The organism is Bradyrhizobium rifense, assembly GCF_008123425.1.
Lineage (GTDB): Bacteria > Pseudomonadota > Alphaproteobacteria > Rhizobiales > Xanthobacteraceae > Bradyrhizobium > Bradyrhizobium rifense.
Map to the genome: position 1 here is coordinate 20274 of NZ_VSSS01000070.1, position 16093 is coordinate 36366.

Consider the following 16093-nt stretch of genomic DNA (forward strand, 5'->3'; position numbering starts at 1 on the left):
CGTCGCGCCTGCGGCGTTTGGCATGAGATTTTATGTTAATACCATAATAATTCTGTAGTGATGTAACGCGACGATGGCGGCGCGCTCATCAGCGCTGCGGTTGTCCGACGCAGCTGGTCAGCCGCATCCGGCAGCGCCGGTCTAGCATTGCAGAACACCTCGCTGTTCGTGATCACGCACCCACCGCAAGAAATCGCTGTCGCCACAATCGCCGACGGCGCGGCAGGCTCAACCGCGTCAACCCTTCACATCGCGCCTGCCACGCGCGTTATGTTATGAATTACGTTAAGTTATCATAAATCTGTAGCGGTCGGACGCGATGATCCGGCTAATGTAATCAGGTGGTCAGACGCAATTCTGGCAGCCGCAAGTTGCTTTCGAGCCGGATCAAGAAGGAAACAATGAGATGACGACCATCGTAACGTCCGTCACCGCTTCGCCTGCGAGGGGTGTGCTGCAATCCGGCGATACCGTCACCTTCACGCTGGCCATGAGCAGCGCCGTGACCGTCTCCGGCGGCACGCCGACATTGACGCTCAGCGACGGCGGCGCCGCGCTCTATGACGCGGCCGCAACTGCGGCGCTCGGCGACCCAAGCAAGCTGGTGTTCACCTACAAGGTTGCTGCGGCAGATCAGCCCGTGGATGGCCTGTCGTTCGTCCGCGGCAATTACAACGGCGCGGCCGTCGTCGACGCGACGGGGCAGGTGCCGGATTTTTCCGGCGTGTACGCGAGCTCGTTCACGCCGCTTCAGGTCGATACTGCGGGCCCAGGCACGCCGGTCAACACGACTCTCTTCGCCGGCACGGATGCCAGCGGTCACGTCAATCTCTGGGTGACGAACGGGACGCCGGCCGGCACGTCCGAGCTTTCGGTCGCGGGCGCATCGTCGAACGGGCTCCAGCCGACCGGGTTCGTCTCACTCGGAAACAAGGTCCTGTTCTCGGGGCTCGACGCCACCAATCATAAAGCCCTTTGGGTCTCGGATGGCACCGCGAGCGGGACGACGAAGCTTTCGATCGCCGGCGCGTCTCCGAACGGTTTCAACCCGACGAACCTCACGCAAGTCGGCGACAAGGTGTTCTTCTCCGCGATCGATGCGTTTGGTCACGGCAATATCTGGATCACCGACGGAACCGCGAGCGGCACGTCGGAGCTGTTCGTCCCCGGGTTGACCAGCATTGCCGCCAGCGGATTCACGGCGTTGGGCGGCAAGGTCCTCTTCAGCAGCGGCAACGACCTTTGGATCACGGATGGCACGACGGCAGGGACGTCGAAACTGTCGGTGGCAGGCGCCAGTTCACCGAATGGGCTTCAACCGTCCAATCTGCTTGCCTTTGGAGGCAAGGTGCTGTTCGAAGGCGCGGATTCGACCAACAAATTCGGCTTGTGGGTGACCGATGGCACAGCGGCAGGAACATCGGAGCTCTCGGTTGCGGGACTGAATTACCCCCATTCGTTCGCGTCGATAGGGGACAAGGTCATGTTCGTCGCGCAGGACCCAACCAACTTTACCAACACGCTCTGGGTGACGGACGGGACATCGGCCGGGACGTCGCAGCTTCAGATTCCCGGAACGTATACTGTCGGGGGACTGACCGCGTTTGGCGGCAAGGTCATATTTCAATACGGCACCGATCTCTGGGTCTCAGACGGCACAACCGCCGGCACGACGAAACTCGACGTCAGCAACGCCTCCGGGTTTGGAATATTCTCATCTAGCAGCTTCGAAAGCACGCGTTCCCAGTTCGGAGGGGCTTACTTCACGGTGGTCGGCAACGAGGTCCTGTTCCAGGGGCGTGATGCCAACGATCAGGTGGCCCTCTGGCGAACCGACGGCACGGCCGCGGGAACGTTCGAGATTCCGGTGTCCGGCGTACCTCAGGCGTACGTGGCAGGCCGGGACTTCGCGACGATCGGAAACAAATCGTTTTTCGTCGGCCCCGGTTCGGCCGCCGACGCTCTCTGGGTATCTGACGGCACCAGCGCGGGCACATATGAACTGGGCGTGCCTGCGAGATTCTCGTTATACGGCGATGCCTATGTCGTCGACCATCCCTATTTCGCTGCGTTCGGAAGCAAGGCGCTGTTCGCGGTCGATGGCGGCGCGCTTTGGGTCAGCGATGGAACGACGGCCGGCACGTATCAGTTGGGCAATGCGTCCCCCTTCTACAATCGTTACAACAATAATGGCGCCACCTATCCCGGATTCACGGTTTTCGGAGACCACGCCCTGTTTGCTGGTCTCGGTGCCCATGGGACTGGATTGTGGGTCACGGACGGCACAAGCGCAGGCACCTACGAACTGTCGGTTGCGGGCGCGCAGACGTTGCCGTCGCCAACCAGCTTTGGGCCATTTGGTTTGCAGCCGGCTGCGATGCAGGTCTTCGGCACCCAGGTCTTGTTTGGCGGCGACGATACGACGGGCGGGTACGGTCTCTGGATCACGGATGGAACGTCGGCCGGCACGACCGAGCTCGTCGGCGGTGTGTCTGCGTTCGGCCACGGCGCGGCCTGGAATGTGACCGTGCTGGGCAACAAGGCGGTGTTCGACACCTTTGACTCGACCGGCAAAACCATTCTCGGTGTTACCGACGGCACCGCAGCCGGCACGACAGTGCTCCCGGTGGCGGGGGCGTCGGCAACGGCTTTCAACCCGTCGGCCTTGGCGGTCGCCGGCAACAAGGTGGTGTTCACCGGCGTCGATGCTGCCGGCAAGAACGCCATCTGGTCGACCGACGGGACGTCGGTTGGAACATCGGAGCTGTTCGCCGGATTCGGCTCGGCTCCAACCCTGTTCGCCCAGTTCCGCGGCAAAGCGATATTCAAGGCGGCGGACGCCCAACCCGAATTGTGGGTCAGCGACGGGACAGTAGCCGGGACCACGGAATTTTACATTCCCGGCGGAGGCGCCAATATGTACAGCCTGGCGGTCCAGAGCGACCGCGTGGTGTTCGCGGGCACGGACACGAGCGGAAGGTATAGTCTCTGGTCCAGTGACGGCACGCTCGCCGGAACCTCCGAGCTCTCCGTCGCCGGCGCCTATGTCGGGGGAAGCGGAGGCGGGATCTTCACGCAAATGACCCCGACTGCCGTGACACTCGGCGGCAAGACCTATTTCACGGGCAGAGACGCGAGCACCAACATCAATCTGTTCGTGACGGATGGCACGTCCGCCGGATCGCACGAGATCGTCGTCAATGGTGCGGCGGCGACCGGGCTCAATCCCACCAATCTGTCCGTCGTGAATGGAAAAATCATGTTCGACGGCGTCGATGCGAGCGGCAAGACCAGTCTCTGGGTTTCCGACGGCACCTCGGCCGGAACGGTCGAGCTGTCGTCGCAACCGGGCTCGCTGGTGCCGGGGCCGTTCGGCGTCGTGAACCCGCCGCCGCCTGCTTCCGTCGTCTCGTTCACCGGCTCGCCGGCGAACGGGGTCGTGCATGCCGGCGACACCGTGACCTTCACCATGACGATGAGCCGTGGTGTGACGGTCAGCGGAGGCACGCCAACGCTGACCCTCAACGACGGTGGCACGGCTGTCTACGACGCGGCCGCAACCGCGGCGCTCGGCGACCCCACCAAGATGGTGTTCAGCTACACGGTTGGCGCCTCCGACCTGTCGGAGAGCGGTTTGTCCTTCGTGCGTGGCGACCAGAACGGTGCCGTCATCGTCGACTCCTCCGGCAACGTTCCCGACTTCTCCGGCGCGTTCGCGACGTCCTTCTCCGGCATTCAAGTCGCGACGGCGCCGACAGCGGTGACCTCCATCGTCGCTTCGCCGTCAAACGGCGTGGAGAAGCCGGGCGACACCGTGACCTTCACAATCACCATGAACCGCGCCGTGACGATCTCCGGCGGCACACCGACGCTGACGCTCAACGACGGCGGCATTGCCAGCTATGATGCGGCTGCGACTGCTGCGCTCGGCGATCCCGCCAAGATGGTGTTCAGCTACACGGTTGGCGCGTCCGACGCGGAGGTGAACGGCCTTTCGTTCGTGCGCGGCGACCAGAATGGCTCCGTCATCGTCGACGGGCAAGGCAAAGGCCCCGACTTCTCCGGCATATTCTCGGCGTCCTTCTCCGGGCTCCAGATCGCGCCGACGACAGTGACGTCCGTCGTCGCCTCGCCGTCGAGCGCAACCGAGCACGCCGGTGATACCGTGACCTTCACGGTGACCCTGAACCGCGGCGTCTCGGTGTCAGGCGGCGCTCCGGTCCTGACGCTCAACGACGGCGGCGTCGCTATCTATGACGCAGCCGCAACCGCAGCGCTCGGCGATCCGACCAAGCTGGTGTTCAGCTACACGGTCGGGGCCACGGACAAATCCGTGAACGGCCTTTCGTTCGCGAAGGGTGACCTGAACGGTACGTCAATTATCGACGCGGCTGGCAAGTCTCCTGATCTTTCTGGTCTGTTCTCGAGCGGTTTCTCCGGAATCCAGATCGCAACGGCACCGGGCGTGCAGGCGGTCGGAACCAAATTCCAGATCGACAATGCGAACCAGAACGGGAACGCGGTGACCATCATCGCCGAGCTGGGCAACGGCACCATCGCGGCCGCGTGGCTGCAAAACGGCGCGGTGCACACGCAGATCTTCGATCAGAACGGTGGGAAATTGGGGGCGGAGTCGACCGTGTCGCTCCCGAACGGGTCGATATTTCCGGGGTCGATCACGGCATTGACGAATGGTGGTTTCGCCGTCGCCTGGACCACGCTCAACAACAGTGAAGTCCTGACCCAGCTCTACAATGCGAGCGGCGCGCCGATCAATGCGACGTTCCAGGTCAACACCACCGGCGCTGTCGAGATCGACAATGGCACCATCACTGCGCTCGCGAACGGCGGCTTCGTCGCGGCCTGGAATGTCTACGACGGCCAGACCACAACCACGAAGGCGCAAATCTACGACGGGAATGGAGCGAGGGTCGGAAACGAGTTTTCGCCGAGTGCGCAGACCAATGCTGATCGCCCGGTCATTACCGGATTGGCCGATGGCGATTTCATCGTTATCTCGCACGACGCCGGATCGTTTGTGGTCACGGGCCAGATCTTCGACGCGCAGGGCAACGCGGTCGGCGCTGCATTCGCGGTCCATTCGGGGACGCAACAAATCGGCGAAACTCTGAACAATCTGAGCGTCGCCGCATTGCCGACTGGTGGATTTGTCGTGAGCTGGGAGAGGGACTACGATTACAGGGCCAGCGGTTTCAGCGCCATCGAAGCCCAGCAGTTCGATGCCGCTGGCGGCAAGATCGCCAGCCAGCTCGCGGTCAATACGTTCACCAGCCCCAGATCGATTTATGGCACGAACTATTATACGCCGGAGGTTGCGGCCCTCGCTGACGGCAATTTCGTGGTGACCTGGCAGGACGTGACCCTCAGCTCCGTGGGCTCCACGTCGAGCATCAAGGCGCAGGTATTCGACGCCTATAACCAGCAAAAAATCGGCACCGAGTTCGGGCTCGATACCGTCAATACGGCGGGCTCGCGCAGCCAGGTCGTCGCGCTGCAGGACGGCGGCTTCGCCATCGCGTGGGGTGATGGCTCCGGTGAAAAAGGGCAGGTCTATGCCGCGAACCCGGCGGTGACCACGATCGCGGCGGGAACGACGCTCGAGATCCCCGGCGCGTCCACCGCCAAGCTCGCCTTCGCGCCGGGTGGCGTGGCGCTTCAGCTCGACCATTCCGCTGCGTTCGCCGGTTCGATCACGGGCTTCGGTGGCGGCGATGCCATCGATCTTGCCGACATCGCCTTCAATGGCGCTGCGACGACGCTCGGCTACTTCGGCAGCGACAGCAACAGCGGCGGCCACCTTGCGGTTTCCGACGGCAATCATGCGGCTGCGTTGACGCTGCTGGGGCAGTACTCTGTTGCGAGCTTCGTCCTCTCAGCCGACGGACACGGTGGTACGCTCATCACCGCTGCGGCCGACGCGGCCCATCAGCCCCAGCTGGCCGCGCACGCCTGAGGCCCCGCGCGAACCCGGGACGCGCCCGATCGTCGGGCGCGTCCACCAACGGCAACGCGCAGCTGGCGCAACTGTCGATGCGTCACAGCTCCGATATGGTCAGCCGCGCACGCGCAGATAGATCGACGACGGGAAATGACCGGTCGTGTTGGGCACGTTCAGGCCATTGTCGTCGGGCGCCGGGGAATATTCCGGGAAGACGTCCTTCATCGCGTCCTGCGCATCGTAGTGAAGCATGCTGAGGCAGAACAGGATTTCCAGCCGGTCGTTGTTCGCGAGCAGAGCTTGGAGCATGGGCGTCTCGGTGGTCTGAAACAATCCGTCCAGGAGATCGCGCTGAAACGAGTAGGGAAAATAGATGTCGTGGATGTGGATCACGCAGCCTGGCTTGATGCGCGGAATGACCTCGAGGTAAAGGTGGGTGACGTCGCCGATCGGCCGGACAGCATGCGACGTGTCGATGAACAGGAAGTCCCCCGCGCCGAGGCGGTCAAACACGGCAGGATCGAGATCCTCGACCTTGCTCGACACCAGATCGATCTCCGACGAGCTTTTCAGATAGTCGCTAGGGTATGGTTCGATACAGGTGATCTTGCCGGGGTGACCCTCTGACGCATTCAACGCCAGCGCCTTCGTGGCGCAATGTGTCGACACGCCTGACCCGACCTCAATCACGCGCTTCGGCTTGAGCCAGCGCAGAACGCCATGCAGGGCCTGTGCCTCGATATAGCCGAAGCCCGGTCCGAAGCCTCTGGCCGCACCCTCCTTGTAGGTGCTGTTGCCGCAATATTCGGGCTCGAACGGCTTGACGATCTCCTGCAGGCGCGCGATCTGCCGGGCGAGATCGGCGTCGATGCCGGTCATCGGCGAGCGCTTCGCCCAGTTGTCCTTTGTCCGCGCCAGCTCCCGGACGTCGGCAATCGGCGTGTAGTAATGGTTCGGCAGCACCACAACGCCGCCGCCCAGCGCCACCTGATGCACCTTCAGGAAAGTCGACTTGATGAGGTCCCTGGCCAGCCTGTTCACGCGCAACATCCCCACATCACCTGAGTGAGCACGGTGTATCACGCGACATGCGACAGTTTGATGCAACTCGCAGCTGCATGTGATCTGTAGTGTTGTTGCTAACGTAACTGGTCGAGCCGGAAGCTCGAGCGTAGCGATTTCGGCGCGCCGCCTCGACGGAATTCATGAAAGCCAGACTGGGTGTTACGCGATCCACGACAGCGGCGTCATCGATCCGTACGTGTTCTCGTCGTGATCCCGCGCCAATGCCGACGAGAACGGGATCAGCCCAGCCGCTGGTCCCGCACGTCCTGGGTATCCTCGGTCGCCGCCTTCACGGCAGCCTGGGCCGCACCCTTGCCGGCGCCCTTGCGGCTCGCGATCTCCACCGCCTTGCGGCCGGAGATCTCGTGACCGGCATCAGCGGGCATCTGCCAGAAGAACCAGCTCGAGGCCGCTGAGGTCAGCGCCACCACGACAAAGGCCGGCATGAAAACGGTCGCGTTGAGCTCGCTGACATGGCTGAGCCACATCGTGGTCTCGACCGAGGCGGCACCGACCGCGACGCCGGCGGAGACCGCGAGCTGCTGGTTGACGCTGACCAGCGTGGTGGCGCGGCTCATCTGCGCGCTCTCGACATCGGCATAGGCCACCGTGTTGATCGCGGTGAATTCGAGCGAGCGGAAGAAGCCGCCGACCACCAGGATCACCAGGATGATCAGCAGCGGTGTCGTCACCGTGAACAGCGCACAGACGCCGAGGAAAAATGCGCTGATGATGGCGTTCACCGTCATCAGATTGCGGAAGCCGAAGGTGCGGATGATCCGCGCGGCCAGCGTCTTCATGCCCATCGCACCGAGCGATGAACCGAAGGTGACGAGGCCGGAATGGAACGGCGACAGCCCGAAGCCGATCTGCATCAACAGCGGCAGCAGGAAGGGCAGGGCGCCGATGCCGAGCCGGAACAGGAAACCGCCGAGCACGGCCGCGCGCAGCGTCGGCAGGTTCAGAAGCGAAAAGTCCAGCACCGGCGATCCCGTCCGCCGGGCATGGATGACGTAGAGCGTCATCGAGATCGCGCCGCCCGCGACCAGGGCTGCCACGATGCTCCAGGGCAGCAGGTTGAGGCCGGCTACGGAGAGACCGAACGCAATGCCGGCAAGCCCGAGCCCAGCGAGCACCATGCCGTAGAGATCGAATGGCTCGCGTTCGTCGCTCTTGATCGGATCGATGAACTTCAGCGCCATGAAGATGCCGAGCAACCCGATCGGAATGTTGATCAGGAAGATCCAGTGCCACGTCGCGTAGGTGGTGATGAAGCCGCCGAGCGGCGGCCCGATCACGGGACCTATCAGGGCAGGGACCGTCACCCAGGCCATCGCGTTGACCAGCGCGCTCTTGTCGACCGAGCGCAGCAACACGAGGCGTCCGACCGGCGTCATCATCGCGCCGCCCATGCCCTGGAGGATGCGCGCGAACACGAAGTCGGTGACCGAGGTCGAGAGCGCGCAGCCGACCGAGCCGACCATGAACACGCCGACGGCGATCGCGAACACCATGCGCGCGCCGAACCTGTCAGCGGTCCAGCCGCTCGCCGGGATGAACACCGCGAGCGACAGGAGGTAGGACGTGATCGCGAGCTTCAGCGTCAGCGGGCTCGTGCCGATGTCGGCCGCGATTGCCGGCAGCGAGGTGGCGATCACCGTGGAGTCCATGTTCTCCATGAAGAGAGCAGTGGCCACGATCAGCGGGATGATGCGTTGCTTGTCGACCATGACGGATTGGTAATGAAAATCAGAAGAATGGGTGGACCCGCGGCTTATCACCGCCACGCGGCCGGGACCATTGCGGATCAACGCATAGCACCTAAATCCTGCGCTCGATCCTTCGTCATTCCGGGGTGCGCCGCTTGGCGCGAGCCCGGAATGGCGGTGGTGGGCCGCGGCCGGGCTATCCCCGCTGAATTTACCTAAAAAGCCTGTGCATGGCTGGCCAGCGGTCCGATTTACTTTGATTCGTCGCGCGGCCGTGCTATCGACCCGCGTCAACCCCACCGATGGGCTCCGATTCTCCGGCGATGCCGCAAGGCACGCCGAGGGCGGCGCTCATCCATACTTATTTGCGGCACGGCCGCAGGAAGGAGTTGGCAGATGGCCACGGTGCAACTTCAAGGCATCCGAGAAGCCTTTACGTTCGACGACGTGCTGTTGAAGCCGGGCCTGTCTGACGTCATGCCGGGCGAAGTCGACATCCGCTCCCGCGTCACCCGCGCCATTCCGCTCAACATTCCGATCATGGCCTCCGCCATGGACACCGTCACCGAGGCCCGCATGGCGATCGCCATGGCGCAGGCCGGCGGCCTCGGCGTCATCCACCGCAATTTCGATCCCGAAGGGCAGGCCGCCCAGGTGCGGCAGGTCAAGCGCTACGAGTCGGGCATGGTGGTGAACCCGCTCACCATCAGCCCCGAGGCCACGCTCGACGACGCGCTCAAGCTGATGAGCGATCATGGCATCTCCGGCATTCCCGTTGTGACCGGTGCCGGCAAGTCGACGCCGGGCAAGCTGGTCGGCATCCTCACCAACCGCGACGTGCGCTTTGCCACCGACCGCCGGCAAAAAGTCTCTGAGCTGATGACGCATGAGAACCTCGTCACGGTGCGCGAGAATGTCAGCCAGGACGAAGCCAAGCGGATGTTGCATCATCATCGCATCGAGAAGCTGCTCGTCGTCGACGAGCAGTATCGCTGCGTCGGCCTGATCACCGTCAAGGACATCGAGAAGGCGGTCGCCCATCCGCTCGCCTGCAAGGACGCGCAGGGGCGCCTGCGCGTTGCCGCGGCCACCACCGTCGGTGACACCGGCTTCGAGCGCACCGAGAGGCTGATCGATGCCGGCGTCGACCTCGTCGTCGTCGACACCGCGCACGGCCATTCCCGCCACGTGCTTCACGCCGTCAACCGCATCAAGCGTCTCTCCAACTCCGTGCAGGTCGTCGCCGGCAACGTCGCGACATCAGAGGGCGCGCAGGCGCTGATCGATGCGGGCGCGGACTGCATCAAGGTCGGCATCGGCCCCGGCTCGATCTGCACCACGCGCATCGTCGCCGGTGTCGGCGTGCCGCAGCTCACCGCGATCATGGACGCGGTCGAGGCGGCGAAGAAGTCGGACATCCCCGTCATCGCCGACGGCGGCATCAAATTCTCCGGCGATCTCGCCAAGGCGCTCGCCGCTGGCGCGGACATCGCGATGGTCGGCTCGCTGCTCGCCGGCACCGACGAGACCCCCGGCGAAGTGTTCTTGTGGCAGGGCCGCTCCTACAAGGCCTATCGCGGCATGGGCTCGGTTGGCGCGATGGCGCGCGGCTCGGCGGATCGCTACTTCCAGCAGGACATCAAGGACGCGCTCAAGCTCGTGCCTGAAGGCATCGAGGGCCAGGTGCCCTACAAGGGCCCGGTCGGCAACGTCATGCACCAGCTCGCCGGTGGCCTCCGTGCCGCAATGGGCTATGTCGGCGCAAAGGACATGAAGGAGCTGCACGAGAAAGCGAACTTCGTCCGCATCACCGGCGCGGGCTTGCGCGAAAGCCACGTCCATGACGTGACCATCACGCGCGAGGCGCCGAACTATCCGGGCGGGGGTTAGTTACGCCTAATACAGCCTTGTAGCCCGGATGGAGCGAAGCGGAATCCGGGGAAAGCCCCGGATTACGCTTCGCTCCATCCGGGCTACGCGAATCCTTTTCTGTTGACGCAACTGGATTGCTTCGCTTCGCTCGCAACGACAAGAAAGTGGAGGAAGCCATCATGTCCCAAAGCAAATCCCAGCAAGGCAAGCGCATCATTCTCGCCGCACGTCCGGTCGGCGAACCCCAATCATCCGATTTTCGCCTCGAGGAATTTGCAGTCCCGACGCCTGGCGCGGGCGAGGTGCTGCTGCGCACGATCTGGCTGTCGCTCGATCCCTATATGCGCGGGCGCATGAGCGATGGTCCGTCCTACGCAGCGCCGGTGCCGGTCGGGGGCGTGATGGAAGCCGGCACGGTCTGCGAGGTCGCGGCCTCCAACAATCCGAACTTCGCCAAGGGCGACATCGTGCTGTCCCGCGCGGGCTGGCAGACCCATGCGATCTCGGACGGCAAGGGGCTCGCAAAGGTCGATCCCAAGCTCGGTCCGATCTCGACCTCGGTCGGCGTGCTCGGCATGCCCGGAATGACCGCCTATACGGGCCTGCTCGACATCGGCAAGCCGCAGGAGGGCGAGACCGTTGTTGTCGCCGGCGCCTCCGGCGCGGTCGGCTCGGCGGTCGGCCAGATCGCGAAGATCAAGGGCGCACGCGCGGTCGGCATCGCCGGCGGCAAGGACAAGTGCGACTACGTGGTGAAAGAGCTCGGCTTCGATGCCTGCATCGATCACCGCGATCCTGATCTCGCCGCGAAGCTCAAGGACGCCTGCCCGAAAGGCATAGACGTCTATTTCGAGAACGTCGGCGGCGCCGTGTTCGAGGCGGTCTTCCCGCAGCTCAATCCATTCGCGCGCGTGCCGGTGTGCGGCCTGATCGCGCATTACAACGACACCGTGGTCAAGCCGCCGAAATGGGCGTCATCCCTGATGCGCGCGACGTTGACCAAGCGGCTGACCTTCCGCGGCTTCATCGTCTCCGACTTCGCCTCGCGCCATGGCGACTTCCTGCGCGATATGTCGAGCTGGGTCCGCGACGGCAAGGTGAAGTACAAGGAGTTCGTCACCGAGGGGCTGGAGAGCGCCCCGGACGCCTTCATGGGGCTGCTGAAGGGCGCCAATTTCGGCAAGCAGCTGGTCCGGGTCGGGCCGGACCAGGCTTAACTCCAGGGCCTGGAGCGTCTCCTGAAGGGCTGGAGCGACTAGCAGTTGCACCGGTGTCACACCCCTGACACCGGTGGTTAACAAAGAGTTACCGATTGGCAACACTTGCCCGCAAAAACCCTCATGTGTGACCGAGGGTTCATTGACGTTCGGGCGAAGGCATTGAATCATCGCGCATATTTTAGGTGCTGCGATGTTAGAGATCGGTATTTTCTGCGTAATCCTTCTGGCCGCCGGCTATTGGGCGACCCTGTTCGTCATGGGCCGGCGCGACGACGTCATCCATGGCAAGTTCGTGCACAGCGAAGACGAGGGGGCGTTCACGCAAGCCCCGATGCCGGCGCCGCCGCCATTCCCGAAGCGTCCGGTCAAGGCGGCGCAGCCCGCAAGCGTTGCGCCTGCGATCGCTCAGCCGGTGAGCAGCGAAGCGCTGCAATCGTTGCTGGCCGCGATCCAGCAGGATCTCAAGAGCGTCGCCTAAAGCGGAGCTAGTGTTCGCCGCCCATCTGGGCGAACAGCTCTTCGATATCGACATCGACCTGGCCCGCGGCGCGGACGTGGCGGACTTCAAAGCTATCGGGCGCGAAACGGTACTCGACGAGGCCGGTCTCCTTGATCGCGATCCGGTCCTGGCGTGAATCGTTGATCTTGAAGCCGGCCGAGGGCGCCCAGACGTGCCGCATGTGGCGGAATGTGAAGTCGCGACGCTGGTGCACGTGACCGCTCGCGATGAGGCGGAGATCGACCTGCGCAAACATCTCGATCAACCGCGCGCGCGCCGGCTGCGGCACGTAGCGGATCGAGGTCTCCGGGGTTTCGGGATCGTCGGGCAAATGGAGAAACACCGGCTTGTGCAGGAACAGCGCGACCGGTTTGCCATTCACGCGTGCGATGTCAGAAGCGAGCCAGTCGAACTGCTCGGCCTCGAAGGCGAGCCCTGAATTCATCACCAGCGAGTTGAGGCCGATGAAGCGCCAGCCTGCGGCCTCGAACGACCAATGATCCTCGCCGATGATGTCGCGGAATTGCTGGCGGTGCGCTTCCGCGATCGGCGGCTTTGGCGCAGGCCCGATCGCGGTCGGATTGTCGCCGATGTCGTGATTGCCCGGCAGATAGCGACAGTCGACCGGCAGCGCGTCGTGCAGGCTCTTTGCAAACTGCACATCGTCGCGGCTTGTGGGCCCATCGAAGGACACATCGCCGGTGTTGATGACGAGATCGGGCCTGTCAGCGTCGATGTGCTCGCTGACCGCCTGGAAGTTCGCGATCAGGCCGGGAAAGCGCCGGCCGAGATGCGTGTCGGAAATCTGGGTGAGGCGAAATTCGGACATGCACGAAGTATCGTCCCGCCAAACGTCGGAACGATGACGCGCGCGCAAAACCTGCGATGAAACAAAGTTTAAAGCACGCGATAGCGGATGGTGTAGGCGTCCTGCGGCGCGACGCTGCCTGTCAGCGGCGAAGCGATGCGGTCGGCGAGATGCCAGGGGCCGAACTGCTCGGTGCGATGCGGCTCGGCGGGCAGGCGCAGGCGGAATTCGAACGTGCCCTTGCCGGGCAGGTTCACGACCAGCACGCGGTCGGCGGTGCGATGGTTCAGCGCGACTGCGCCGCGCAGCAGCGCGCGTCCGTCGGCGAGGTCGCTGACGCCGTCGACCAAGGCGAGGGTCTGGTTGCGGTCGGTGTGCAATTCGATCTGGGTGTCGGCGGTGACAGCCGCGAGGGTTTCGCGCGGCATGCAGATCTCGAACTCGACCGCGGGCTTGGACGGGTTGAGGCCGAGATAGGCGAGCGCGGCGTGGCGCATGTCGTAGGCAACGAAGGCGAGCAGGGCGGCCGCGGCGAGCACGGCCAGGCCGTGCCTGACGACGTCGCGCCAGGTCCGGTATCCCAGGCGGAAATACACGGTCATTGCCAGCGCGACCGCCAGTGCCGCCGCAATGCCGGCCAGCGCCGACATCCAGATGCCAAGCTCGCCGTCGGCGGAGTCGGTCCAAAGGCTGGACAGGGTGTTCATGGGACTCTCTTGGCGCTCTCTCGCCGGGCTCCAGGGGGCCAAAATCGCTTTGATGATCGGCAGTTGGTCGCTTGATTGGGAACGCCGGTTCAACTCGTCGATTGTCAGCGCCAGAAGTCGCGGCTAATGACGGTCTGCGGCACGCCGCCTTACGGGAAAGTTCCGATGTCTGTCCAAATGGTCTTGTTGCCTGTCTTCGTACAGGTGGGTCTCACCTTCGCGCTCCTGCTCGGCATGGTGTTCGGGCGCCGGAATGCGCTGGTCTCGGGCGAGACCAAGATCCGCGACATTGCACTCGGCGAGCCGAACTGGCCGAAGGGCGCCACCCAGATCGCCAATTGCTACCGCAACCAGTTCGAGCTGCCGGTGCTGTTCTACGCCCTGATCGCGCTGGCGCTGCCGCTCCGCCATGCCGATCTCTTCATCGTGCTGATGTCCTGGGTGTTCGTGGTGACGCGCTTTGCCCATGCCGGCGTGTTCGTGACCTCGAACGATCTCGGTCGGCGCTCGTCGGTCTGGCTTGCCGGCGTGCTGGTGCTGCTGGCGATGTGGATCTACTTCGCACTGAAAATTCTGTTGCTGATCTGAGCGCTTATGCGCCGATCCTGATCTGAAAGATTCAAATGACCCCCGCTGCCCGGCTGTCCGCAGCCATCGAACTGATCGACACCATCGAGAAGGACCGCGTGCCTGCGGCGAAGGCGCTGAAGGAGTGGGGCACCGCGCACCGCTATGCCGGTTCCGGTGACCGCGCCGCGATCGCCGGCCTGGTCTGGGATGTGCTGCGCCGCTACGCCTCGAGCGCCTTTCTCATGGATTCCGACACCGCGCGCGCCCGGCTGATCGGCATGTTGCGCCTCGAGCGGAGCATGGACACCGCCACCATGGCCGCGATGTTCGACGGCAGCCGGTTTGCACCCGAGCCGCTGACGGAGGCGGAGGAAGCGGCGCTCAGCCATCGCTCGCTCAAGGATGCGCCCGCCGCGATCGCCGGCGACTACCCTGAGTGGCTCGATTCCCATCTGGCCAAAGTGTTCGGCGAGGACCGCGCGGCAGAGGCGATCGCGATGGCGAGCCGGGCGCCGCTCGACCTGCGCGTCAACACGCTAAAATCCAATCGCGACAAGGTGCTGAAGGCGCTTGCTCATCTTCATGCGAAGCCGACGCCATGGTCGCCAAATGGCCTGCGCATCGCGCTTTCGGCCGATGCGCGCAACCCCGGCATCCAGGCCGAAGAGGATTTCATCAAGGGAGCGGTTGAAGTGCAGGATGAAGGATCGCAGCTTGCGGCCCTTCTCACCGCGGCAAAACCGGGCGAGCAGGTGATCGATCTCTGCGCGGGTGCCGGCGGCAAGACGCTGGCGCTGGCGGCGATGATGCAGGGCAAGGGCAGGCTGATCGCAACCGACAGCGACAAGCGCCAGCTCGTGCCGATCCACGAGCGGCTGTCGCGCGCCGGCGTCCACAATGCCGATGTCCGCACGCCGAAGGGCGACACCGACCCGCTGGCCGATATCAGCGCGACCGCCGACCTCGTCGTCCTCGACGCGCCTTGCACGGGAACCGGCACCTGGCGCCGCAACCCCGACGCCAAATGGCGCATGCGGCCGGGCGCGCTGGAGATTCGCCTCAAGGACCAGGCCGAGGTGCTGGAGCGCGCGGTGCCGCTGGTGAAGGCGGGCGGCCGGATCGCGTACATCACCTGCTCGGTGTTGCCGGAAGAGAACGGCGAGCAGGTGAGGGCGTTCGTCGCGAAGCATCCGGAATTCGCGGTGGTGCCGCCGGAGCAGACCGCGAGCGTGCTCTGGGACAAGGCCGACGAATTTGCAGAAGCCGCGATGCAGTCGCCCGAGGGCTGGCTGATGACCCCGCGCCGCACCGGCACGGATGGGTTCTTCGTCTCGATTCTTCGTAGGGTGGGTTAGCTTCGCGGGCGGCGCGTAGCGCAGTCCGCGAGGCGTAACCCACCACTTCTGTTTCCGCGGATTGAGCCAGTGGTGGGTTACGCCTTCGGCTAATCTTACTGCGTCATGGGCGTCGACGTCCGTTGGATGCTGCGCCGACGCCACAGCATGGACATCGCGGCAGGGTTTTGATGAGCATGCGGATCAATCGGACGCGCATGGTTGCGATCGAGTTTGGGATGTGGCGCTCAGGCCGCGCGGGTGGAGCCTCTGGGTCGATAATCTTCGGGTAAGCGAGGCACCGCGATTGGCGCGGTGGAACGCGGTCTTGAGGGGGGAATCGTCGCCTG

10 protein-coding genes are annotated in these 16093 nt (G+C 64.1%); 6 read left to right on the forward strand and 4 right to left on the reverse strand.

What is annotated here, in order from left to right:
* The first annotated feature begins 406 nt into the window (after positions 1-406).
* Positions 407-5974, forward strand: coding sequence for a beta strand repeat-containing protein (locus FXB40_RS40000; RefSeq protein ID WP_148777769.1), 5568 nt, complete (start codon positions 407-409; stop codon positions 5972-5974).
* Between the two features lie 99 nt (positions 5975-6073).
* On the opposite strand, the gene FXB40_RS40005 is transcribed toward FXB40_RS40000, so the two are convergent.
* Both FXB40_RS40005 and FXB40_RS40010 read right to left on the reverse strand, forming a co-directional pair.
* Positions 6074-7000 (reverse strand): class I SAM-dependent methyltransferase, encoded by a 927-nt coding sequence (locus FXB40_RS40005; RefSeq protein WP_187437475.1) that lies wholly within the window; start codon positions 6998-7000, stop codon positions 6074-6076.
* Between the two features lie 263 nt (positions 7001-7263).
* Positions 7264-8754 carry an MFS transporter gene (locus tag FXB40_RS40010; protein WP_148777771.1) on the reverse strand — a complete coding sequence of 497 codons (1491 nt, stop codon included), beginning with the start codon at positions 8752-8754 and terminating at the stop codon, positions 7264-7266.
* A 375-nt stretch (positions 8755-9129) separates the two neighbouring features.
* Here FXB40_RS40010 and guaB point away from each other — a divergent pair, with 375 nt between their 5' ends.
* From guaB to FXB40_RS40025, 3 genes are all read left to right on the forward strand, one after another.
* On the forward strand, positions 9130-10623 hold the full coding sequence (gene guaB / locus FXB40_RS40015; RefSeq protein WP_148777772.1) for an IMP dehydrogenase: 1494 nt from the start codon (positions 9130-9132) through the stop codon (positions 10621-10623).
* A 161-nt stretch (positions 10624-10784) separates the two neighbouring features.
* The gene (locus FXB40_RS40020) at positions 10785-11822 is read left to right on the forward strand and encodes an NADP-dependent oxidoreductase (protein ID WP_148777773.1); all 1038 of its coding nucleotides are present in this window, start codon (positions 10785-10787) and stop codon (positions 11820-11822) included.
* 193 nt (positions 11823-12015) lie between these two features.
* Positions 12016-12303 (forward strand): hypothetical protein, encoded by a 288-nt coding sequence (locus FXB40_RS40025; RefSeq protein ID WP_148777774.1) that lies wholly within the window; start codon positions 12016-12018, stop codon positions 12301-12303.
* Positions 12304-12310: 7 nt separating this feature from the next.
* Here the strand turns inward: FXB40_RS40025 and FXB40_RS40030 are convergent, their stop codons facing one another.
* Together FXB40_RS40030 and FXB40_RS40035 are read right to left on the reverse strand one after the other, a co-directional pair.
* On the reverse strand, positions 12311-13153 hold the full coding sequence (locus FXB40_RS40030) for a metallophosphoesterase family protein (protein ID WP_148777775.1): 843 nt from the start codon (positions 13151-13153) through the stop codon (positions 12311-12313).
* 68 nt (positions 13154-13221) lie between these two features.
* Positions 13222-13839 (reverse strand): acriflavin resistance protein, encoded by a 618-nt coding sequence (locus FXB40_RS40035; RefSeq protein ID WP_148777776.1) that lies wholly within the window; start codon positions 13837-13839, stop codon positions 13222-13224.
* A 165-nt stretch (positions 13840-14004) separates the two neighbouring features.
* On the opposite strand from FXB40_RS40035, the gene FXB40_RS40040 reads away from it, so the two are divergent.
* Together FXB40_RS40040 and FXB40_RS40045 are read left to right on the forward strand one after the other, a co-directional pair.
* Positions 14005-14427, forward strand: a complete 423-nt coding sequence (locus FXB40_RS40040) for an MAPEG family protein (RefSeq protein ID WP_148777777.1) — start codon at positions 14005-14007, stop codon at positions 14425-14427.
* A gap of 35 nt (positions 14428-14462) precedes the next feature.
* A complete protein-coding gene (locus FXB40_RS40045; protein ID WP_148777778.1) occupies positions 14463-15764 on the forward strand; it encodes an RsmB/NOP family class I SAM-dependent RNA methyltransferase in 1302 nt (433 codons plus the stop codon).
* The last annotated feature ends 329 nt before the right edge of the window (positions 15765-16093 follow it).